We start from the raw sequence: 22797 nt of genomic DNA on the forward strand, positions 1-22797 counted from the left end.
GCTTACTTCCGCCTGGATACCGGCGGCAGCAGGCCCGGCTGTTTGTCGTACCACTCGCGTGCGCCGGCCAGATGCCATTGACGCTGCTTGCCATCCAGTTCGATGCCGGCGCCGAGCACGCCCCAACGCAGATACAGATTGCCGCGCCGCGTGTCGTCGTCCAACGCCAGGCGCGCGCGCAACGAAAGCCGCGCGTTTTCTGCCTGCAGATCGTCGACCGTGAGTTGCTGCTTACGCCAGCGTACGCGGCCGGTGGCATCGAGCTCGCCCGAATCCAGCAAGCCCACCACCCAACGCGGATAGTCGGCCCGCTGCGCGAAGACCGACAGCAGCGGCGCGGCATCGCGCATGCGCAGCGCCGCGTCGGCATCCAGCTGAAACGGTGCGCTGGCCTGGATGGTGCCGGCACCGACCTGCAGTTCGCCCCACCAGTTGGTATCGGCGGTGTCCTCGCCCACACGCATGTTGCGCAGACGCACGCGCGTCCCGCTGAGGTCGAAGAACTTGTTCTTGAAGTCGGCGCGTTGCAGCTGCGCCTGCAGGTCGGCATCGCCGCGCATCTGCACGCCGGCCAGCGCCAGATGCGCGCCCTGCCCACGCAGATGCGCATGCCCGCTGCCGACATCGCCGGCCGCGTTGAGCGCGACATCGCCGGTCAGGCTGCCGCTGCCGCCGAGCAGGCGCACGGCTTTACCGGACAGATAGCGGTTGTAGACCGTCAGGTCGGGCACCTTCGCATCGCTGAAACGCAGCTGCGCCTTGAGCGTGTCGCGCAGGCGCGCCAGTTCCGCATCGCCATGCATGGCCAGCTGCAGGTCGCGGCCATCCAGCAGGATCTGCTTGGGCGCATCGCGTGGCGCGGCGCGGAACGTGGGAATGCTCACATCCAGATGCGCCTGCGGGGTGGCGGCATCGTCGATGCGGCCACGCGCCCTGGCGATGCCGGTCAAACGCGTGTCGAACACCTGCGCCACTGCCTCCACGCTTGGAATCTCCAGGCTACTGCCACTGGTCAGCCGACCTTGCGCCAGGCGTAGATCGGCTTCTACAAGGCCGCCGCCTTCCAGCTGAAACCACGGCTTACGCACGAACAGCTCGGCGATCCAGTTCAAGGATTCGAACTTCCAGCGCCCCTGCACCTGTCCCGATAGCCGCGGCAAGATCTGCGCCGGCTCCTGGAAGGGAATGCTGCGGCCGGCAATGCGCAGATCGGCGTGCAGTTCGCTGCCGGTGTCTGCATCGCGCGGCAACCGCGCCTGCACGCGGATGTCCTGCGCCACGTCCAGCTGCAACGCCAACATGCCGCGGTCGGTGGCACCGACACCGGCCATCAACGGCAGCCGCCACACCGCGTGACTGCCCGGCTGCAGCGCGCCGCGGTCCAGCGTAATGTCGGCCTCCACGCGCGCGACCGATGGTCCGCTGCGGATGTCCACGTGCGGGGCACCGGTATCGATCTTCAATGCCACCGTACTGGCCTTCAACTTCAGGCGCGCACGGGTGATACCGAGCTTGCGCAGGCCGGGCGCTTCATCGCGGTAGTGGCGCGGAAACTGGAACTGCGCATCCAGCTGCGCGCCATTGAAGACCTGCACACCATCGAAGCTGACCACCGCATCGGTAAAGCCCGCCTCGGACGGAAACAGCTCCGATGGCCCGCCCTTGAGCTGTTTCAGAAAGCCGACCGTACCGTGGCCGTTGCCTGCGATCAGCAGTTTCCCCACGCGCGCACTGCGGATGCTGTCGCTGCTGATCGCATCGAAGCGCAGGGTCCAGCCCTGGTCGCCACGTGGCGGCGGCGGGATGGGCGTATCGGAGGTTTCCACCTCCGCGCTCAGGCCGGTGGCATGCAGCCACGGCAGGCGGACCTCACGCCGGAACAGGGCCAGTAGCGCGATGCGTGCATGCGCGCGATCGGCATGGAAGACATACACGGTGCGGTTGGCCTGCCCGCGCATGCGCACATTCCAGGCCATCACCTCGCCCGGGAACAGCGTCAGTGCCGGGCCGGTCTGCATGGTGAACTTGTGCGGCTGCCGGTTGGTAGTGGCATCGAACAACGGCGTGTTGAGAAACACATTGCCGGCCAGCAGATACAGCGCGTACAGCGCCAACAGCACCAGCAGTGCGAGCCGCCACGGCCGGGGCCAGCGCTGAAAGCGTTCGCGAAGAGAGGGCATGGGCGCAGGCGAGGAAGAGTCTGCCGCCACTATCGGGGGTGCGCCGACGGCGAGGCGTGAATGCTGAGGGCGCGCGACACCGTGAAGGCGCTGTCAGGGGGGCCTGGAATGCCCGCTGCAGCCTCTGCATGCGCGACACGCAGTGACGCTTCGCGGCCGCGTTCGGCTGACAATGGACGCAGCGATTCCAGATGGCGTGCTCACTGGCAGCAGACGCCAGTGACCATTGCATCAAGGTCGCACGCAGCCAGATGCCTGCAGCGGGCGATAACGGGTATCCCGTTGCCGCTGTGCCCGCCATGTCCGAGCAACGCATCCTGTACGCGCCGCTGCGCGACCGACGGGTGTCTGCCACGGTCTCGCCGCGCTGATCCAGCCCGGCGAGACCGTGGCGATGAGCAGCTTCATCGGCACCGGCACTTAAGGCGGTGCCGATAGCGATAGCGCAGCGGATCAAAGCGGCGAACCTACAAGGCAAGCAGTGGCCAATCTGCGCGTGCTCACGCCCAATCAGCACGCGTGCCAGTCGCTCGACCATTGCGTGTACCCACGCTATCGCAATGTACTGGAACACTAGATGGCATGCGCCAATCACGATAGCGATAGCACGCACACCCCGCATACGCTGACTGAGTCATTGGCGCGGCGCCAGCGCTGGCTCGATCCTGGCGACATACTGGGCTGACGTTGCATGCATGCACAGGTTATTGGGTTACATCGCGTGTCCCCGCGCTATCGCAATGCACTGGAACACCAGGTGGCACGCGCCAATCACGATGGCGATAGCACGCACACCCCGCATACGCTGACTGAGTCATTGGCGCGGCGCCAGCGCTGGCTCAACCCTGGCGACATGCTGGGCTGACGTTGCATGCATGCACAGGTTATTTGGTTGGGTGGTCATGCGTGCAGCGATGTACGCAAGTGAAGCATCGCCGCGGCGCTGCTTCACTCTTTGGGAACTTCATGTCTGCCGGCGCCACGCAGCGACATGCGCAGGTCATGCCCCGGGGCGATAACGTCCTTACCCGCTCGCTGGCGGTGCAGAACGTCTCTCCCTCCTAGCCACTGCAGCGACGGGTCACCAGTGGGTGGTGTTGTTCAATCCGCCGGACCGGCTCCCTGCGCCGGTCCGGCGTTTTTCTTTGGCCGCACGGGTGGCGGCTCAGGCGATGGATGCGTTTTTTCCGCCGCACCGTAGCAACGTCACCCCAACCATCTCCCGCCGGCACAGTGGCTTTGGTTTTCTCGGACAAAAGGCGCTTTCATCCTGTCGATGTGCGCTGCTTTCATCCTCTCAGGATAATCAGCGCTCCTGGCCTTCTCCCGTCGGGAGAAGGTGGCGCGTCGCGCCGGATGCGGGTCCGGGCGACACTTGGTGCCGCATCCGTCAGCCGACCAACCGCAACCTCGAAATCAGTCAGCGAACGCGATGTCGCACGCTTACGCAGCCTCGGCAATCCGCCGCGCGCGCCGGGCGCGCACTGCAGTCGCCAGGCGATCCAGTACCTGTACCGAAGTGTCCCAATCCAGGCAGCCGTCGGTGATGCTCTGGCCGTAGGTCAGCTCGCAGCCCGCGACAAGTTCCTGGCGGCCGCCGACCAGATGGCTCTCGACCATGACGCCGACGATGCGCGTCTCGCCGCCTTCCAGCTGCCGCGCGATGTCATCGATCACCTTGGGCTGGTTGTCGGGATTCTTGCCGCTGTTGGCGTGGCTGGCGTCGATCATCAGCCGTGCCGGCAGACCGGAGGTGTTGAGCACCTGGCTGGCCGATTCGACACTGGCCGCATCGAAGTTGGGCACCTTGCCGCCGCGCAGGATCACATGGCAATCCGGGTTGCCCGCAGTCGCTGCCACCGCGGTCTGGCCGTCCTTGGTCACGGCCAGGAAATGATGCGGATGCGAGGCCGCGCCCACCGCGTCCACCGCAATCTTGACGTCGCCACCGGTGCCGTTCTTGAACCCCACCGGGCACGACAGGCCCGAGGCCATCTCGCGGTGCACCTGGCTTTCGGTGGTGCGTGCGCCGATTGCGCCCCAGGCCACCAGGTCGGCGATGTATTGCGGCGAAATGATGTCGAGAAACTCCACACCGGCCGGCAAGCCCAGGTTGTTGATGTCGCGCAGCAAGCCGCGCGCCACGCGCAGCCCCTTGTTGATCTGGAAGCTGCCATCCAGGTCCGGATCGTTGATCAGGCCCTTCCAGCCAATGGTGGTGCGCGGCTTTTCGAAGTACACCCGCATCACGATCTCCAGCGCATCGCCGAACTGCTCGCGCAGTGGGCGCAGCCGGTGCGCGTACTCCATCGCCGCGACCGGGTCGTGGATCGAGCAGGGCCCGATCACCACCGCCAGGCGGTCGTCGCGCCCATGCAGGATCTCGTGCAGCGCGGCGCGCGAGTTGGTGACGGTTTCGGAGGCGCGCTCATCGCAGGGCAGCAGCGACAGCAGCTGCGAAGGCGGTGCGAGGGCTTCGATCTTGCGGATACGCAGGTCATCGGTCACAGGCGGCATAACAGTGTCTCGGGTCGGCGGTTGCATCGGGGAGCCAGGCGAGGCGGCAACAAAAAAGCCGCCAGTGTGCGCTGGCGGCTTTTCGGGAATGCTGCTGAAGTTTCCTTCAGGGTGAGCGCAATCCTTCCTCCGCCAGCGGCATCGGAAAACCGTAGTACCAAAAATAAAACTGGCTGCGGGGTGCGTTCATGGGATGCATTGATACCACGCGTTTTTGCGTGTTGCCACTGTTTCATCGGCAACGGACGTGCGCCCTATCGCAGTCGATGCACTGCCGGGACGCGAGAAAGGCCCACCGGCATATCCCTCGTTGACCACGACGGCGTGGCGCGACGCAATCGATGAGCGATGTGCGACCAGCCCTTTTGGCGCGGCTGTTTCATAAAGCTTGCGGTCCGTAGCTGCGGCGGAACGATTAACGCACTGGTACGCAAGTCCGCTTGTCCGACATCCGATGCGTGGATGCAGATGCGTCGTGACACTCAGCAGATCGTACATAGCGTTCCAAATTCGTATCTCGCTGCGGGCAACGACACATATATTCGCCAGATGCCAGTTGAGCAACGGCACCGCCACCAGCAACCCCTCGTTCCTCCAGCATGGAATTGCTATCCGTATCCACGCGAGCGCTGCACTGCGGCCCGTCTAATGTCGGGTTGCAGCCGATCGTCATTGCACTGCTATGCGCCGCGTCCGCTTGCACCTTGCAGCCGCTGTTCACTGCATTGCCGCGCACGCTATCGATGCTTGCACCAAACAGCATCGCGCTAGCTTGATCGACCGCGCCACCGCGCACCACGCCACAGCGATCATGCCGTGACGTGGTGTGCATGCAGCAACCACATCACTCAAAACGTAAACACATACTCCGCTGCCACTTCGCGGCCGATCGGGTTGAAGAGGGTGGTGTTGTAGAACCCGTAGCCGTAGAAGCGCTCCTTGTTCTCGTAACCCACTTCGTTGAACACGTTGTTGACGTAGAAGTTGACCTTGGCGTGGTCGGTGATCTTGTAGCCGGTGCTTAGGTTCCAGTAGATCGCCGGGCCCACACGACCGAAGTAGCGCTTGCTGCTCTCACCCAGATGCACATTGGCGGTGTCGGTTACCAGGCATTGGTCCGATGCGCTGGGCTGGTAGCCATCGTCGAAGCGCGCGCAGGTGCCCCAATTGACCGCACGCATCGAGCCAAGCCGGCGGAAGTACACCGTCCAGTCCCAGGCGCCGCCGTTGTCCCAATGCACGCTGCCACGCACCCGGCTGCGCACGCGTTCGTCGCGGCGGTTTTCGTCGCTGTCGGTGCGGTAGATCTGTTCGCGATAGGCGATCAGGTTGTTGTAATCCAGCGACAGCTGGAAGTTGCCCCAGCCGGCGGTGGCAAGGCGATATTTCAGCGATGCATCGATGCCGGAGGTTTCCATCTGCGCCAGGTTGATCGGGCCGCGCTCGATGCTGGCGATGGTGCCGTCGGCATTGCGCACCACGCGCGAGGTGATGGTGTCGCAATAGCCCGCACCGCCGGGATTGTTCCAGGCGCCGCCGCTGACAGTGGTGCCGGTGCGGCAGCCGGCTTCGGCGGACAGAATCTCGTCGCGGTCCAGATCCTTGATCATTTCCTCCAGCTGGATGCGGTAGTAATCCACGCTCAGCGACAACCCTTGCGCGATATCCCACACCACCCCGCCGGTGAACGAGCGGCCGGTTTCCGAGCGTAGATCCGGGGTGCCGCGACGATTCACATCCACGGTGTAGTAGATATCGTTGTTTTCGTCGTTGCAGCCGCCGGTGAGGTAGGCGCCGGAGGAAATGCAGCGGTATTGATCGATCACGGTCTGGTTGGTGGAGCTGGGTTCGCCGAGCACGTAGTGCATGTCCGGCGCGCGGAAGCTGGTGGCCAGCGTGCTACGCAACAACAGGCTCTCGACCGGGCGCCATTCCAACCCCGCGCTCCAGGTGGTATCGCTTTGCGTGCCGACATCGGTGGCGATGGCGGCCGACGACCGGTAACTGCCATAGCGGTCGTATCGACCGGCCACATTCGCGCTCAACGTGGACAGCAACGGGATCTGGAATTCCAGGCCGGCCGAGCTTCGCACGCGTTCGCCACCGCCGCTATCGACCACATCCACCGGGTAGCACTCGTTGGCGCACGGGTCCGGCGACAGTTGATAGCCCTGCTTGGCGACTTCGGCCACGGTGGCGAAGCGGATCGGGCCGGCCCAGCCCTGCACCAGATCGCCGCTGAGGCTGAAACTGGCCTGATTTACCCACGAATACGCAGCGTTGTGCGATTTGGCGACCAGGTCGTCGTACTGGTCCGACGACAGCGGCGCGTACAGGCGCGCTTCGTTGATCGCGTAGATGGGCGAGCCATCGGCGGCGGTGCCGGTGGGGCTGCCGAGGAAGTACTCGGTGGCACGCGCGGTATCCACGGTGCGGATGTATTCGTCCACGGTGTAGCGCGAGCGGCCCACGCTCAACTCCCAATCGAAACGGTCAGCCCAGACCCCGCGCAGGCCGGCGCTGAGATCCCAGGACTGTTCCTTGTTGTAGTTGGCCAGCCGGTCCCAGCCGCCGGCTTCGCGCCGGGTGAGCTGACGGATCAGGTTCAACGAACGCCCGGTGGCCGCGTCCTGGAACGGGCCCAGATACGCGTATGGCGGGTCGTAGGTCCAGCGCCCGATGCTGCGGTTGGCCGACAGCGTGGCCCAGGCCTCGGTGGCCTCGCCGAACTTCCAGGTGCCGTAGAGATAGGCCGAATAATCTTCGCTGCCGGTGACCAGGCCCCAGTCGCCGTAATCGCGCGCCACGCCGCAATAATTGCCGGTATTGGTGAGCGCGCCGCTGTTCTGGTCGTAGCTCAGCCGCTGCGCATCGACGAACTCGCCGCCGAAGCGCGCGCAGGTGCCCGCAGGCGGCGCCAGACGCTGGTTGGTGTTGGCATCGACCAGGCTCAGGCCAGTGAATGGATTGAAGCCATACAGGCGGTTCTGGCCGGTCCAGTTGGAATAGGACATGTCGTCCGAATCGTCCATTTCCGGGCGATCGCGGCCGCTCAAGGGGTCGCGCCGCGTGGCCTGCAGGGCGTAGGTCACGCTCCAGTTTTCGCCGGTGCGTCCGCCCGCCCACGACACATCGAAACTGTCGCGCCCGCCTTCGGTAGCAGTGCCGCCACGCAGGCGCACCTGGTCGCCCTGGTAGTCGCGCTTGAGGATCACGTTAACCACGCCGGCCACCGCATCCGAGCCGTAGATCGCCGAGGCGCCGCCGGTGAGGATCTCGATGCGCTCCACCGCCGCGGACGGGATATTGCTGTAGTTGGAAAAGTTGCTTTCGCCGCCGTAAGGCAGCGGGTAATCGGCGACGCGGTGGCCATTGACCAGCAGCAGGGTGCGCCCCGGCCCCAGGTCGCGCAGATTGATCGGCGAGGCGTTGGGCGTGTGCGAGCCCCATTGCGTATCGGCTTCCACCGAGCCCTGCTGATTCATGCTGTTGAGCACGTCGTAGACGGTGGCGAAACCTTCCTGCTGGATCTGCTGCGCGGAGATGGTGACCACCGGCTGCGCGCCTTCGACCTGCGCGCGCTTGATGCGCGAGCCAGTGACGCTGACCGCGTCCAGCGTGGAGGTAGCGCGCGGTGTGTCCGGCTCGGTTTGCTGGGCCATGAGCGGCGGCGCTGCGGCAGCCGTCAGTGCAAGAGATACGGAAATCGACAAGGCAAGACGATGACTGCGGCAGTTCATAAGATCCCCGGGAGAAGCCGGACGCGGCCGGCGTGGCAGTGCGCTGCAACGACGTCTGCCAGCGATGCATGCACCGCCGCCCCTTGTCCGATGGCCCCCCGACCACGCGGCGCAAACGCCTGCCCAGCGACGCTAGAGCTGCGATGACATCGGTGTCAACACACTGTCACGCAAGTGTGATCGGCATCGCGGTCCTGGGTTTGCGAACCCACTGGACACGCTTGCGCTCGTATCGCGATTGCGCGAAGTGCGGCGCACTCCGCAGGGGATGCGTCGCACGCTTCGGCTTGGTCGGCTGCTTGGTCGGCTGCTTGGTCGGCTGCTTGGTCGGCTGCTTGGTCGGCTGCTTGGTTGGCTGCTTGGTCGGCTGTTTGGTTGGCTGTTTGGTTGGCTTGCCTGTTCGCCTGTTCGCCTGTCCTCTGGGTGACAAGGTTCGATTGATTCCTGATCGCTTGGCGTTTGACAGTGCGCACGAGACGCGCACACAGACCAGGAGACTGACAGCTCAGCAGTCGGCAATGCCGGTGCGTCGCTTCTGCCGGCAGTCTGGCGTCGTCGCGACAACCCGATGCCTCACAGCCTTAATGTGCCCGCATCGAGCGGCTACGCCAGGGTGCAGGCGCTGGGCCCGGGCAACGAACGCCGCACGGCGACGCGCGCCATCGACTCAGGCCAGATAGCGGCGGAACCACGCAATGGTGCGGTCCCACGCCAGCGTGGCGGCGGCCTTGTCGTAGCGCGGCGTGGAATCGTTATGGAAGCCGTGATTGGTACCAGGGTAGAGATGGGCCTCGTACACCCTGTGCTGTGCCTTGAGCGCGGCCTCATAGGCCGGCCAGCCGGCGTTGACGCGCTCGTCCTGCGCCGCGTAATGCAGCAGCAACGGCGCACGGATGCGTGCGACCTCCTCGGCGGTCGGTTGACGGCCATAGAACGGCACGGCAGCGGCCAACTCGGGATAGGCCACGGCCGCTGCATTGGCCACCCCACCGCCATAACAGAAGCCGGTGATGCCGACCTTGCCGGTGCTGTTCTCGCGGCGCATCAAGAACTCCACGGCGGCGAAGAAATCATTCATCAGCTTGGTGGGATCGACTTGCTGCTGCAACGCGCGGCCCTTCTCGTCGTTACCGGGATACCCGCCGACCGAACTCAGGCCATCCGGCGCCAACGCGACAAAGCCGGCCTTGGCCACGCGCCGCGCCACATCTTCGATATACGGATTCAACCCGCGATTCTCGTGCGCCACCACCACACCCGGCACCGGCGCGCCGGTCTTGGCCGGACGCACCAGATAGCCACGTACGTCGCCATGCCCGTTGGGCGAGGGATACCGGATGTACTCGGCCACGATGTCCGGGTCGGTGAATTCCACCTGGGTGGCCAGCGCGTAGTCGGGACTCATCGATTCCAGGATCGCCGCCGCACTCAACCCTGCCACCGCAAAAGCGGCCGCGCGATCAAGAAACTCGCGCCGGCTCAGCGTGCCGTGCACATAGCCATCGTAGAGCTCGAGCAGTGCGGGATGAACATCCTGGGCGGTCAGACGGGGCATCGGCGTTCTCCTGGAGCTGGACTGGCGAGCTGGGCGATCACGCCAGGCAGCATACGGTCTGCGCCGACGCCGCCTTCACTTGGTCTGCAGGTCCCTCCCGACAACGGCTTGCGTGCTACTGCGGCAGGACCCGTGCACGGCTAGCACGCGGTCGGATGTGTCGTGGCTGTCCAGTACCCGAAGGCACTGTGCCCGACCAGGCGCCGACCACAAACAGCATTGGATCCCAGCGCTGCTCGGTGCGGGAAACAAGCACGCGCGTTGCGGGTGCCGTAGCCGGCTTGCTAGGGGCGTTTGTTCGGCCTGCGACCACAGTCGCCGATTTGCACCTTTGTGTTTCTAAGGCTTGACGTTGCGAGCGCTCACGTTCAACGACATAGACTTCCCCGGATCGGCTGCGTTGTCCGCCAAGCGAACGCTGTATGTGCCTTCCGAAATCGCCCACTGACGCGCTGCGGTGTCGAACCTGGCGAAGAATCTTGGATCGATCTCAAGTTCCAACTTTTTGCTCTCACCCGGCGCAAGCTCGACGCGCTCGAAGGCACAAAGCCGTTTTGGAAACTTAATCACGCCCTCGCCCGCCACATACACCTGCGCTACATACGCTCCGGTCAGGTCGCCGGAATTGCTGACAACAAAGCGAGCGACGAACCTGCCACCTTCGTCACTCACGTGAAAGTCATGGGCTTCAAAGCGCGTATACGACAACCCGTATCCGAACGGGAACAGCGGTGTTAGCGAGCGCGCGTCGAACCAGCGATAGCCTACGTCGGCGCCCTCGACGTTGTAATCCATGCAGAAGATCTCGCCCTTGATCGGCTCCCCCGGATTGGACGTCGTGGTCGACGGATCTCGCTGCTCAGGATGCGGCAACTGTTCGACACTCTGTGGGAACGTGATGGGGAGGCGCCCGGAAGGGTTGACGCGGCCAAACAAGATGCCAGCGATGGCCTCTCCGCCGCCTAGGCCAGGATAGAACGCTGCGACCACGCCAACGACGTCGTCTAACCAAGGCATCGTGACCGGGCCACCTGAGATCAGCACGACCACGGTGTTTGCGTTGGCCTTGGCCACGGCAGTGATCAATGCATCCTGATCATCAGGCAACGAGAGACCTTGGGCATCTTGACCTTCCGAGCGCCATTCTTCGGCAACGACGATGACCGCATCGGCACCATGCGCCGCTGTGACGGCCGCGGCTGCATCGTTCGCGCTCACATAAACAACCTGCGCCGCGCAGGCTTCGGACTTGATGGCGTTCAAGACCGAGCTGGGATGGTAGACCTTCTCCATCATCGTTCCCATGAACTCGAAGCCCGGCGTGGTCACGCTGCCGATCGGAGCGACGGCAGACGAGCCGCCGCCCGCCACGACGCCGATGTCCGCCTGCGTGCCGATGACGACGATGCGGTTAGCGCCTCTCGAAAGTGGCAGTACATCTGCCTTGTTCTTGAGCAATACGATGCCTTGCTCAGCGGACCGCTGCGCCAACAGGCGATGCGCGGCGTAGTCGATCGCGGCGCCTGGCTTGGGCGGAGTGTCGATGACGCCGACAGCAAAAAGGCTACGCAGCTGACGGTGCACCATGTCGTCGATACGCGATTGGGGGACCAAGCCATTGCTAACGGCGGTTCGCAGCGGTTCGGCGAAATAGGGTTCAGGGTCCAAGTTCGCTCCGGATTGAACATCCAGCCCGGCAAGTGCGGCCTTCTCCACCGAGTGTGTCGCCCCCCAGTCGGACATCACCCAACCCGGATAGCCCCATTCCCCCTTCAATACGGTGTTGATGAGGTAGGCATTTTCGCTGGCCCACTCTCCGTTGACCAAGTTGTAGCCAGGCATCACGGCGCCTGGTTCACCAATCTCAATCGCGATTTTGAATGCCAGCAGATCCGACTCGTGGAGCGCCTGATCGGCGATGTGCGAGTTCACCACCACGCGCCCGGTTTCTTGCGGGTTGAGCGCAAAGTGTTTGACAGTCGAAACCACGCCTTGCGACTGAATACCAGCAACGGAGTTGCCAGCGATCACACCAGTGAGCAGCGGGTCTTCGGAGACATATTCGAAGTTGCGTCCACCACGTGGCTCACGTACCAGATTCGCCCCGCCCGCCAACTGCACATTGAACCCTTTGGCCCTGGCTTCCTGCCCAACCATCGCGCCCGTTTCGCGCGCCATGATTGGATTAAAGGTCGCGCCCAGCAACAACGACGACGGCAGCGCTGTGGCGTTGTCGCCAGGACGCACATTGGCCAGATTGCCTACACCCAGGCTTGCATCGGTTTGCTGTTGCGCAGGAATGCCCAAACGCGGCACTGCCGGGTAGTAGGCCGCTGATCCGAGCGCACCTTCCGGTTTGTCACTGCCTGCAATCGGAATTGCCATTGGCCCGGACAACCATGCAAATTTCTCGTCCTCGGTCATCGCCTGAACCACCAGCCACGCGCGCACCTCTGCTGGCAGGCTTGCATCAGACCAAGGGAATTGCTGCGCGTCCGCACAAGCCGATCGAACATGCTCCTCACCGACAATGGGAGCGTTGTCCGTGCCTTCAGGCGTATCGCTGCGAGATGGGCTGTGCAAGACAGAAGTCCTGAAAATTTTCTGGAAAGATAAATGTTTGAAAGTGTGGATGCGATGAAGCGCTGCGCTCAAATGGGTACGTCGCACGAGCAGCGGATCGCTTGTCACCGAGGCGAAGCTTTCGCGCTTGGCAGTCAATGAAAGATCGATGACTCAGACATCGCATAACAGCGGATGGTGAAGGTAATTGGCCACTCAGCGTCACGCCAACTTGCCAGCAACCTCCTATCCAACGCCGCTCTGCTACCGGCTTTTTCGCCGATAGCAGCGTGCTGAAACAGCAGCATCAGTCGATTGCAAGCATGCATCTTCTGCGAGGTCATCCTTACAGCGTTAGCTTGAAGTCTTTTCGAGCTGCGCATTCAAGAATCGCACTGAGCTCGCAAGTGCTTGGCGAGCCTCTGGAAGTGCGTTTGCAAAAAAGTGCCACGCATGGAACATGCCCGGCCAGACTTCAAGATCGACGCGGACACGGTTGTCGCCCAGATGAGTCGCCAGGCGCATCGCGTCGCTCAACATCAACTCGTTCTCGCCGATCTGAATCTGGATCGGTGGCAGGCCAGTGACATCGGCAAACACAGGAGATGCCATCGGATGATTCGGCAATGCATCGCCCAAGAAGGTGCGAGCCAAGAAGCGTAATCCCGCTCCGGTATTCAGCGGATCGAGTCCTTCGCGATTGGTGACCGATGCCCCGGTGTGCTCCAGATTTGCCCAAGGCGAAATCGCAGTGCCGGCTGCAGGAAGAGGCAAGCCTGCGTTGCGTGCCGCCACCATGACGGAAACCACCATCGCGCCGCCAGCCGACTCGCCGGCGAAAACGATTTTTTGGGCTGGGATGCCCAACGCAAGAAGTCCCTTATAGGCCGCTAGCGTGTCGTCAATTGGCGTGGGAAAAGGATACTCGGGTGCAAGCCTGTAATCGGGCATGTAGACCCGTGCACCCAGCATCTGCGCGTAATTGCCGCCTATTCCGTGATATCCATCGGGCGCACCGACGATATAGGCCCCGCCGTGAATATAAAACAGGACGGCATCGGTGTTCTGCGTTGCCGGAGTCACCAGTGTCGCGGGCACGCCGTTCAGATCGATCTTCTCGAAACTCACGTCTGCTGGCGGCAACTGCTCGGCCAGCATGTCTACGTAACTGTCGCGGATTTCTTTCATCGTGAGTTCTTTGTTTTCCCCGGTCACTACCGGGGCAAGTTCTGCCAAGCTCTGAGCCCACTCTTTGATGCTTGCCTTGACGTTCTCGTTCACAGAAGCTCCCTCAGTCGATCATTGGTTCTTGAAAACCGGTATGCCAAGATTAGGTGCATGATTGGGGAATGTGTTTCCCCACTGATCCGGTGATCAATCCCTAGAGGCCTCGATGGAACTCACGAACATCAACGACATTGTCGCGTTCGTTACAGTCGTTGATAGCGGTAATTACACGCTGGCCGCCAAACGTTTGGGGTTGACGCGCTCGGCCGTTGGCAAGCGGGTTGTTCGTCTGGAGGAAAGACTGGGTATGCGTCTGTTGAACCGGACGACAAGGAGCTTGAGCCTGACGGACGATGGGCACGTTCTCTATGCGAGAAGCTCTCTGATCCTTGAGGATCTGAAGGAAACAGAGACCGCGATGGCGCTTCGTTCGGAAGCCCCGTATGGCCGCCTAGCCATCAGTGTTCCTGTAACACTGGGAGTGAGGTATGTGCTTCCGGTAGTGGAGCAGTTCATCGACACCTGGCCAAACGTCAGCGCAGTTGTGCAGTATTCCGATCGCTTTGTGGATCTGATTGAAGATGGTATCGACATTGCAGTGCGCACCGGACCTGCACGCGAAGACTCGCGCATCTTCAGTCGAACCGTCACGCACCAACGCATGGTGGCGTGTGCATCGCCCAGTTACCTAGCGAAGCACAACGCGCCAGAAACTCCATCCGACCTGGCTCAGCATCATTGCTGTTTCTTTCTAGACGAAGGGCGCCCAAGACCGTGGACGTTCCGAACTGGAAAAAGCGATACATCCTTTTCGGGTGCAAGCAGACTTGTCATGGATAGTGGGGAAGCCTTGCAACGTTCAGCCTGTGCAGGGCTGGGCATCGCCCAACTTCCCGACTATCTCATCCGAGATGACCTCGCATTGGGAACGTTGGTCAGGATCTTGGAAACATTCGAGCCCGCTCCTGAGCCTATCCGTGTCGTCTATCCGAGCAAGCGTCACCTGTCGCCCAAGATCCGTCGGTTTATCGACCTGCTGAGCGACGCATGGAGAGCGGATCCACCGGGCGGAAACAGTCAGTGAGCGGCTGACCATGGCTGCTGCGCCTGGCGTTACGTGCGCCACTGATAGCGCATCGGCATGCAAGCGGGATGAGCGTCGCGGTGCACGCAAAAAAAGAGCCCCGCATCGCTGCGGGGCTCCTTTTGACTGCGGTGTTGCGTGTCGGCGTGAGCCGGCTGGATCAGAAATCCATGCCGCCCATGCCGCCCATGCCACCGCCGCCGGGCATTGCCGGCTCGTCCTTCTTCGGTGTATCGGCCACCATGGCTTCGGTGGTGATCATCAGGCCGGCGATCGAGGCTGCGTTCTGCAGCGCCGAACGGGTGACCTTGGTCGGGTCCAGGATGCCGAATTCGACCATGTCGCCGAACTCGCCGTTGGCGGCGTTGTAGCCGTAGTTGCCGGTGCCTTCCTTGACCTTGTTCAGGATCACGGACGGCTCTTCGCCGGCGTTGGCCACGATTTCGCGCAGCGGGGCTTCCATGGCGCGCAGGGCGATCTGGATACCGTGGGTCTGGTCTTCGTTGGCACCGGTCAGGTTACCGACGGCCACCAGCGCACGCACCAGGGCCACACCGCCGCCCGGGACCACGCCTTCTTCGACGGCTGCACGGGTGGCGTGCAGGGCGTCTTCGACGCGTGCCTTCTTTTCCTTCATTTCGATTTCGGTCGATGCGCCGACCTTGATCACTGCAACGCCACCGGCCAGCTTGGCCACGCGTTCCTGCAGCTTCTCACGGTCGTAATCGGACGAGGTGTCTTCGATCTGGGTCTTGATCTGGCCGACGCGCGACTCGATCGCGGCCGAATCGCCAGCACCGTCGATGATGATGGTGTTCTCCTTGGAGACCTGCACCTTCTTCGCACGGCCCAGGTCCTTGATCGTGGCCTTCTCCAGCGCCAGACCCACTTCCTCGGAGATCACGGTGCCGCCGGTCAGCACGGCCATGTCTTCCAGCATCGCCTTGCGACGGTCGCCGAAGCCCGGTGCCTTGACGGCCACGACCTTGACGATGCCGCGGATGGTGTTGACCACCAGGGTCGCCAGCGCTTCGCCTTCGACTTCTTCAGCGACGATCAGCAACGGCTTGCCGGCCTTGGCCACGCCTTCCAGCACGGGCAGCAGGTCGCGCACGTTGGAGATCTTCTTGTCGTGCAGCAGGATGAACGGGTCGTCCAGGTCGGCCGACTGGCTCTGCTGGTTGTTGATGAAGTACGGGGAGAGGTAGCCGCGATCGAACTGCATGCCCTCGACCACGTCCAGCTCGTTTTCCAGGCCCGAACCTTCTTCAACCGTGATCACGCCTTCCTTGCCGACCTTCTTCATCGCTTCGGCAATGATGTTGCCGATCGATTCGTCCGAGTTGGCCGAGATGGTGCCGACCTGGGCAATCGCCTTGTCGTCGGTGGTCGGCTTGGACAGGTTCTTCAGCTCGACGACCGCAGCCTTGACGGCCTGGTCGATACCGCGCTTCAGATCCATCGGGTTCATGCCGGCAGCCACAGCCTTGACGCCTTCGCGGATCAGGGCCTGAGCCAACACGGTGGCGGTGGTGGTGCCGTCGCCAGCGTTGTCGTTGGTGCGCGAAGCGACTTCCTTCACCATCTGCGCGCCCATGTTCTCGAACTTGTCAGCCAGTTCGATTTCCTTGGCGACGGAGACGCCGTCCTTGGTGATGGTCGGGGCGCCGAAGCTCTTCTCGAGCACGACGTTGCGGCCCTTCGGGCCCAGGGTCGCCTTGACGGCATTGGCAAGAATGTTGACGCCACGCACCATGCGGTTGCGTGCATCTTCACCGAAACGAATGTCTTTAGCAGCCATTTGTATGTAACTCCGGAAATGGGGAATAGGGAATGGGGAATCGGTAGATCAACAGCGTGAATCGGGGCGGGATGGGATGGCGAAGGGCGTTAGCCGCTTTGCCCATTCCCGATTCCCAACTCCCGATTCCCGGCGCATAGCGCCTGATTAGCCGATGACTGCCAGGATGTCGTCTTCGCGCAGCACCTTGTACTCGACGCCTTCGGACTTGTAGCTGCTGCCGGCGTACTGGCCGTAGATGACCTTGTCGCCAACCTTGACCACCGGCGCGCGCAGGCTGCCGTTGTCCAGGGGCTTGCCGGCGCCGATGGCGATGACTTCACCCTTGGTGGACTTTTCCTTGGCGGAGTCAGGAATCACGATGCCGCCGGCGGAAACTTCGTCGGCTTCGATCGGCTTGACTACAACGCGGTCGTGAAGCGGCTTGATGCTCATAGATAAGACCCTCTTAAGTGATTGATTGGTCTGGAAATTATCGGCGATGTTAGCACTCGTATATGACGACTGCCAGCACAGCGCGCGGAAAAAACCCGACAGAGCGGGTGCGGGCCAGAGATTGTGCTGGGCGGGCAGCTTTCAAGGGCTGGCGGCAAAAAATTTTCATCCGGCCATCTCATCCAGCGGTCCAACAGCCGCGAAAACACCGGGCAAGCCGTCGTCGGGGCGGACGTGAGCGGCGCGCAGGAGCTGGATGTTGCGACCCAACGCCACCGAGTGCCGGTGGCTGTCGCCCATGTGCCGATTCCGGGCAGCGACTGCAGCCACCGGCCGTGCGTGCAGCCGGCGCTACTCGCTCTAAAAATGGAACCAGGTTCCACCGTTTGTCATGCACAGGCTCTACAGTCGGGACAGCATTCCCCGATCACAAGGAGCTGTCGATGAGGTTGCCGTTCCGTAGTCTTCCACTGGCCTGCGCCGTTGTCCTGGCCGTCCCCACCGCCCACGCCGCGGTGTTCATTAACGAACTGCATTACGACGACGCGGGCGCCTCCGGCGATACCGGCGAAGGCGTGGAAGTGGTGGCCACCGCCGGCGAATCGCTGAGCGGCTACCGGATCTATCTGTACAACGGCAGTGCCCCCAGCGCAGCGGTGAGCTATGCCAACACGGCGGTGCCGGCAGGCAGCCTGGTCAGTTGCGGTAGCCAGGTGCGCATTGCCACCGTCAGCTACGCCAGCAACGGCGTGCAGAACGGGCCCAACGACGGCGTGGCGCTGGTGGACCCGAGCGGCCAGCTGGTGCAGTTCCTCAGCTACGAAGGCGCCATCACCGGCAGCGGCGGCCCGGCGGCCGGCGTCACCAGCCAGAACCTGCCGGTCAGCGAGAGCAACAGCAGCGCGGTCGGCAGTTCGCTGCAACTCACCGGCACCGGTAGTGCCGCAGCCAACTTCAGCTGGGCGAGTTCGGCGGCGCAGACCTTCGGCGCCTGCAACCGCGGCCAGACCTTCAACGGCAGTGGCGGCGGTGGCGGCACCACCGGTGCACCGACGATCACCAGCACCACGCCGACCCAGGGCGCGAGCGGCTTCCCGGCGGCCGGCGATCTGGCGGTGGGCTTCAGCGAGGCGGTGACGCTCAGCAGCGGCGCCTTTGCGCTGAGTTGCGCCAGCTCCGGCACCGTGGCACTGAGCTATCCGACCAGCGGCACCCGCTTCACCCTGTCCACCAACACCGCACTGGTCGGCGGCGAGCGCTGCACCCTGGCGATCACCGCCAGCGCCATCCGCGATGCCAGCGGCTTGAGCCCGGCGGCCAATCAGTCGATCGCCTTCACGGTGGCGACCGCCGGCGGTGGCGGAACCGGCTACTACTCGCGGGTCAACACCACCAGCCCCAGCCAGTTGCGCTGCTCGCTCAATACCACCATTCGCGGCCACACGGTCTATCCCTACAGCGGGACCGGCACCAGCACCTGGACCATCCTGGAGATGGCCGACGAGGACCCCAACAACAGCGGCCGCATCCTGGACGCCTACCGTAACCGCAGCTACGCCAAAGTCAGCGACCGGGCCGGCACCGGCGGCGGCCTGACCTACAACCGCGAGCACACCTGGCCCAACTCGCTGGGCTTCGGCAGCGCCACCGGCGACCGCGGCCTGCCGTACGCGCCCTACACCGACACCCACATGCTGTATCTGACCGACACCACCTTCAACGCCGACCGTGGCAACAAGCCCTACGCCACCTGCACCAGCAGCTGCGGCGAGCGGGTGACCGAGGTCAACGACGGCAGTGGCGGCGGCAGCGGGCGCTATCCGGGCAATTCCAACTGGGTACGCACGCCCGATGGCAACGGCGGCACCTTCGAGGTGTGGGGCCGGCGCAAGGGCGACATGGCACGCGCAGTGATGTACATGGCGATCCGCTACGAAGGTGGCACCGACGCGTCCACCGGCCAGTCCGAACCGGATCTGGAGCTCACCGACGACCGCAGCCGGATCGTGCAGACCTCGTCCTCGCCCGCGTACATGGGCCTGTTGTCGACGCTGCTGGCCTGGCACCAGGCCGACCCGCCGGACGATGCCGAGCGTGCGCGCAACCAGGTGGTCTTCAGCTTCCAGGGCAACCGCAACCCGTTCGTCGATCACCCCGAATGGGCCACCGCCGGCCTGTTCAATTCGGCCAAGCCGGCCAGCTGCCAGCTGGCCAACTGAAACCCATCGGCCCGGCGCGTGCTGCGTCGGGCCGGTGTGGCTGAAGCGCTTTTCAGCGGAGACCGACAGCGACGGCGCGCTGTCCAAGTGCCCGTGCCAAGTGCCAGTGCCAGTGCCAGTGCCAGTGCCAGTGCCAGTGATCGTCGACCGGCAGCATCTCGCCAATCGCACGTCCCTTGCCGCCCTGCATTGCACGGCGGCCCATGGCGCAGGTGCCGCGAATACCGCCGTTAGAGCCAGTCGGTCATGCAGTCCGCAGACCCGGCGCATCGCCCTGCCGGGCCTGGGACGTTGGTCGCTCCAACCCATCTCTACTGTCGGAGCGGGCTCTCTGCTTGCTGATCGCGGATTAGCGCGCTAACACCACGTAGTGAGCAGTGGTCAGACAGGCGTGGGCGGCGCGCTCAAAACCGGAGTGCACGCGTGGCCCATACCGCACCGAGTAGCGAGCAGCGAGCACCGGCCGCATCCGCTTGGCGGTGAGCACAGTCAGTTTGTTAGCTGTTCGTCGCCTCGTTGCCTCTGCGCAAACCTGGTGTTGGCGCGGCGCGCGGTCCAGGCACGCATTGCACAGCGCAGCATTCGACGCTGGCGAGTCACCCGGCGTACTGCGTTCGTCGGCGTGCATGCCTATGCCCTCAAAGCAGCCCAGCGCGCCGCTTTGGCTACCCAACGACCACGGCGGCGCTGACGCATCGCCCGTCTGCAGCGGCAATCCAGCGAAGTTGACGCCTTGTTCCGGAATGTGCGGTCGATCCCCCGCAGGCAGGGGATTACACTGCCGGGCCGAATGAACGCCTCTTCCCTCCATCTGTTGTTCAGTACCTGCCCGGACGCCGACAGCGCCGACCGCATCGCGCATGCCTTGCTCGACGAACGGCTGGCCGCCTGCGTCACCCAGCTGCCCGGCGCACAATCGCTGTACCGCTGGAACGGGGCGATCGCGCGCAGCACCGAAGTGCAGCTGCTGATCAAGACCTGGGAAGACCGCCTGCCAGACGCCATCGCGCGGCTGCAGGCACTGCATCCGTATGAACTGCCGGAGGCGGTCGCTGTCCAAGCCAGCGCCGGGCTGCCGGCGTATCTCGATTGGGTCCGGGCCGACACCCGCAAGGAAATTTGACGTCCATGAAGTCTTTGTCCCGCTGGATCGCCCGCTGCGCACTGCTGTCCGCTCCTGTCATCGCCGCCTCGCTCGCACTGGTGGCACCTGCCGCGCAGGCGGTCAGCGAGGCCGACCTGCTGCCGGTCAACCAGGCCTTCGTGCTCAGCGCCCAGGCCGACAGCCGCGACAGCATCGGCCTGACCTGGAAAATCGCGCCCGGCTATTACCTGTACCGGCACCGCATCAGCGTCAAATCCGGGCAAGGCTTTTCTGCCGGCGACTTGACCCTGCCGGAAGGCGAGAGCAAGCACGACGAGTTCTTCGGCCAGGTGCAGACCTACCGCAAGCAACTGCAGGCCACCCTGGCCGGCAAGGCCGATCCGGCACTGAAAACCGCGGTCCTGCAGGTGCAATACCAGGGCTGCGCCGATGCCGGGGTGTGCTACCCGCCGCAACGGCGCGAGATCCGCGTGACCCTGCCCGGCGCGCAAGCGGCTGGTGCAGCCGCTTCCACGCCGCAACGCGAGAATCTGGGGGCGCTGGTGCCGCGCGCCGCGCCCGGCCCGCGCCTGTTCGGGGCGCCCGGCCAGACTGCCGGCGTAGATGCACTGCCGCTGCCGGCCGAGCAGGCCTTCACCTTCGAAGCCATCGTCGGCGACGGCAACAGCCTGCTGCTGCGCTTCACCCCGGCGCCGGGCTATTACCTCTACCGCGACCGCACCTCACTGGCGGTGGAAGGCAGCAGTGGCGTGCGCACCGGGCTGCCGCGCTGGCCACAGGGCAAGACCCACCGCGATGAACACTTCGGCGATGTGGTGGTGTATTTCGATCAGGCCGAAGTCACCTTGCCGCTGCTGCGCGAGCGTGCCGACCCGGCGCGCGTGACCCTGGTGGCGACCTTCCAGGGCTGCCAGACCGATGGCATTTGCTACCCGCCGATGACCCGCCGCGTGACGCTGGACCTGCCCGCCGGCACGGTGTCGCCGCAGAACCAGGCGCAAGCCGCTCCGCTGATGATCTCGCCGCTGGCCGCCGGGCAAACGCCGCCCGGGCCCGCCCCGGCAACGGCATCGGGCAGCAAGACGCAGCCCGCGCCGACAGCGGCAGCCGACAACCCGCAGCGCACCCAGCCGCCGCACACCGACAAGGGCCTGCTGGCGATGCTGGCGCTGGCGCTGCTCGGCGGGCTGGTGCTGAACCTGATGCCGTGCGTGCTGCCGATCCTGTCGCTGAAGGTGCTGGGCCTGGCGCATAGCGGCGAGAGCCGCAGCCACGCGCGCAGCCATGCCATCTGGTATTCGCTGGGCGTGCTGGTGTCGTTCGCTGCGATCGGTGGGCTGGTGATCGCCCTGCGAGCAGCCGGCCAGGCGGCTGGCTGGGGCTTCCAGCTGCAGCAGCCGTGGTTCGTGGCGGCGCTGGCGTATCTGATGTTTGCGGTGGGCCTGAGCCTGTCGGGCGTGTTCACGCTGGGCAGCAATCTGGGCGGCATTGGCCAGTCGCTGGCCGCGCGCAATGGCCCGCTGGGCGATTTCTTCACAGGTGTGCTGGCCTGTGTGGTCGCCAGCCCCTGTATCGCCCCGTTCATGGGCACCGCGCTGGCCTATGCGTTCACTGCGCCTGCGCCGCTGGCGATGCTGGTGTTTCTGGCGCTGGGCCTGGGCCTGGCGCTGCCGTTCCTGTTGATCGGCTTCATCCCGTCGCTGGCGCGGCGCCTGCCCACGCCCGGCGCGTGGATGGAAACGCTCAAGCAGGTGCTGGCGTTCCCGATGTATCTCACCGCGATCTGGCTGCTGTGGGTGCTGGGCAAACAGCGCGGCGTGGATGCGCTGGCCCTGATGCTGGTCGGCGCCACCCTGCTGGCGCTGGGTCTGTGGTGTTTCGAGCGCAGCCGCTGGAACAGCAACCGCGCGGGCATGCGCCTGGCGGTGGCGATGCTGGTGCTGGCCATCGTGCCGGTGGTGGGCGTCACCCGCCTGCGCCTGCCGGCCGCCACCGCTGCCAGCGAAGGCGCGGTCGCGTTCTCGCCGCAGCTGCTGGACCGTCTGCGCGCCGACAACCGGGTGGTGTTCGTCAACATGACCGCCGACTGGTGCGTGACCTGCAAGGCCAACGAAAAGAACGTGCTCAGCAGCGCCGAGTTCCGCGATGCGCTGCGCCGCGTGGATGCGGTCTACATGAAAGGCGACTGGACCAATGTCGACCCTGCCATCAGCACCTTCCTCGACCAGCACCAGGCAGTCGGCGTGCCGTTGTACGTGGTGTACGGCCCCGGCGCCCCGCCGGCCATCCTGCCCACGGTGCTGACCAACGCGATCACCGAGGATGCGTTGTTGCGCGCGGCGCGCTGAAAACAGCCTGCTGCTCCGGAAAAG

At 64.2% G+C, this 22797-nt stretch carries 14 protein-coding genes, 1 other RNA gene and 1 pseudogene; 6 read left to right on the forward strand and 10 right to left on the reverse strand.

Annotated elements, in window-relative coordinates; all coding sequences use genetic code 11:
• Positions 1-2: 2 nt before the first annotated feature.
• Positions 3-2180 carry a translocation/assembly module TamB domain-containing protein gene (locus tag ABQZ00_RS17765; RefSeq protein ID WP_323538579.1) on the reverse strand — a complete coding sequence of 726 codons (2178 nt, stop codon included), beginning with the start codon at positions 2178-2180 and terminating at the stop codon, positions 3-5.
• 299 nt (positions 2181-2479) lie between these two features.
• Between ABQZ00_RS17765 and ABQZ00_RS23885 the strand changes: the two are divergent.
• Both ABQZ00_RS23885 and ABQZ00_RS17775 read left to right on the forward strand, forming a co-directional pair.
• Positions 2480-2671: pseudogene (locus ABQZ00_RS23885) on the forward strand (propionyl-CoA--succinate CoA transferase); the annotation flags it as partial.
• Positions 2672-2901: 230 nt separating this feature from the next.
• Entirely contained in the window at positions 2902-3045 is a 144-nt protein-coding gene (locus tag ABQZ00_RS17775; RefSeq protein ID WP_323538577.1) for a hypothetical protein, read from the forward strand.
• Between the two features lie 578 nt (positions 3046-3623).
• Here the strand turns inward: ABQZ00_RS17775 and ABQZ00_RS17780 are convergent.
• From ABQZ00_RS17780 to ABQZ00_RS17800, 5 genes are all read right to left on the reverse strand, one after another.
• Positions 3624-4697, reverse strand: coding sequence for a 3-deoxy-7-phosphoheptulonate synthase (locus ABQZ00_RS17780; RefSeq protein ID WP_055853104.1), 1074 nt, complete (start codon positions 4695-4697; stop codon positions 3624-3626).
• A gap of 848 nt (positions 4698-5545) precedes the next feature.
• A complete protein-coding gene (locus ABQZ00_RS17785) occupies positions 5546-8359 on the reverse strand; it encodes a TonB-dependent receptor plug domain-containing protein (RefSeq protein WP_311239402.1) in 2814 nt (937 codons plus the stop codon).
• Between the two features lie 745 nt (positions 8360-9104).
• Complete coding sequence (yghX, locus tag ABQZ00_RS17790) at positions 9105-9992, reverse strand: YghX family hydrolase (protein ID WP_055853116.1); 888 nt, start codon at positions 9990-9992, stop codon at positions 9105-9107.
• Between the two features lie 339 nt (positions 9993-10331).
• Complete coding sequence (locus ABQZ00_RS17795; protein WP_323538576.1) at positions 10332-12713, reverse strand: beta-glucosidase; 2382 nt, start codon at positions 12711-12713, stop codon at positions 10332-10334.
• A 195-nt stretch (positions 12714-12908) separates the two neighbouring features.
• Positions 12909-13835 (reverse strand): alpha/beta hydrolase, encoded by a 927-nt coding sequence (locus tag ABQZ00_RS17800; RefSeq protein WP_323538575.1) that lies wholly within the window; start codon positions 13833-13835, stop codon positions 12909-12911.
• A gap of 112 nt (positions 13836-13947) precedes the next feature.
• On the opposite strand from ABQZ00_RS17800, the gene ABQZ00_RS17805 reads away from it, so the two are divergent.
• The gene (locus ABQZ00_RS17805) at positions 13948-14865 is read left to right on the forward strand and encodes a LysR family transcriptional regulator (protein ID WP_323538574.1); all 918 of its coding nucleotides are present in this window, start codon (positions 13948-13950) and stop codon (positions 14863-14865) included.
• A 160-nt stretch (positions 14866-15025) separates the two neighbouring features.
• Here ABQZ00_RS17805 and groL read toward each other — a convergent pair whose 3' ends face one another.
• From groL to ABQZ00_RS17820, 3 genes are all read right to left on the reverse strand, one after another.
• Positions 15026-16666, reverse strand: coding sequence for a chaperonin GroEL (gene groL, locus ABQZ00_RS17810; protein WP_115512709.1), 1641 nt, complete (start codon positions 16664-16666; stop codon positions 15026-15028).
• Between the two features lie 147 nt (positions 16667-16813).
• A complete protein-coding gene (locus ABQZ00_RS17815; protein ID WP_055853130.1) occupies positions 16814-17101 on the reverse strand; it encodes a co-chaperone GroES in 288 nt (95 codons plus the stop codon).
• Positions 17102-17266: 165 nt separating this feature from the next.
• A complete protein-coding gene (locus ABQZ00_RS17820; RefSeq protein ID WP_323539613.1) occupies positions 17267-17401 on the reverse strand; it encodes a hypothetical protein in 135 nt (44 codons plus the stop codon).
• 143 nt (positions 17402-17544) lie between these two features.
• On the opposite strand from ABQZ00_RS17820, the gene ABQZ00_RS17825 reads away from it, so the two are divergent.
• Positions 17545-19320, forward strand: a complete 1776-nt coding sequence (locus ABQZ00_RS17825) for an endonuclease (protein ID WP_323538573.1) — start codon at positions 17545-17547, stop codon at positions 19318-19320.
• Positions 19321-19675: 355 nt separating this feature from the next.
• On the opposite strand, the gene ABQZ00_RS17830 is transcribed toward ABQZ00_RS17825, so the two are convergent.
• Positions 19676-19752, reverse strand: a non-coding RNA gene (locus ABQZ00_RS17830) — sX9 sRNA.
• A gap of 358 nt (positions 19753-20110) precedes the next feature.
• On the opposite strand from ABQZ00_RS17830, the gene cutA reads away from it, so the two are divergent.
• On the forward strand, positions 20111-20443 hold the full coding sequence (gene cutA / locus ABQZ00_RS17835; RefSeq protein ID WP_055853136.1) for a divalent-cation tolerance protein CutA: 333 nt from the start codon (positions 20111-20113) through the stop codon (positions 20441-20443).
• A 5-nt stretch (positions 20444-20448) separates the two neighbouring features.
• Positions 20449-22773 (forward strand): protein-disulfide reductase DsbD family protein, encoded by a 2325-nt coding sequence (locus ABQZ00_RS17840; RefSeq protein WP_323538572.1) that lies wholly within the window; start codon positions 20449-20451, stop codon positions 22771-22773.
• Positions 22774-22797: the final 24 nt, after the last annotated feature.

This window comes from Xanthomonas sp. WHRI 10204, from assembly GCF_040202875.1.
In the GTDB taxonomy this organism is placed as follows: Bacteria; Pseudomonadota; Gammaproteobacteria; order Xanthomonadales; family Xanthomonadaceae; genus Xanthomonas.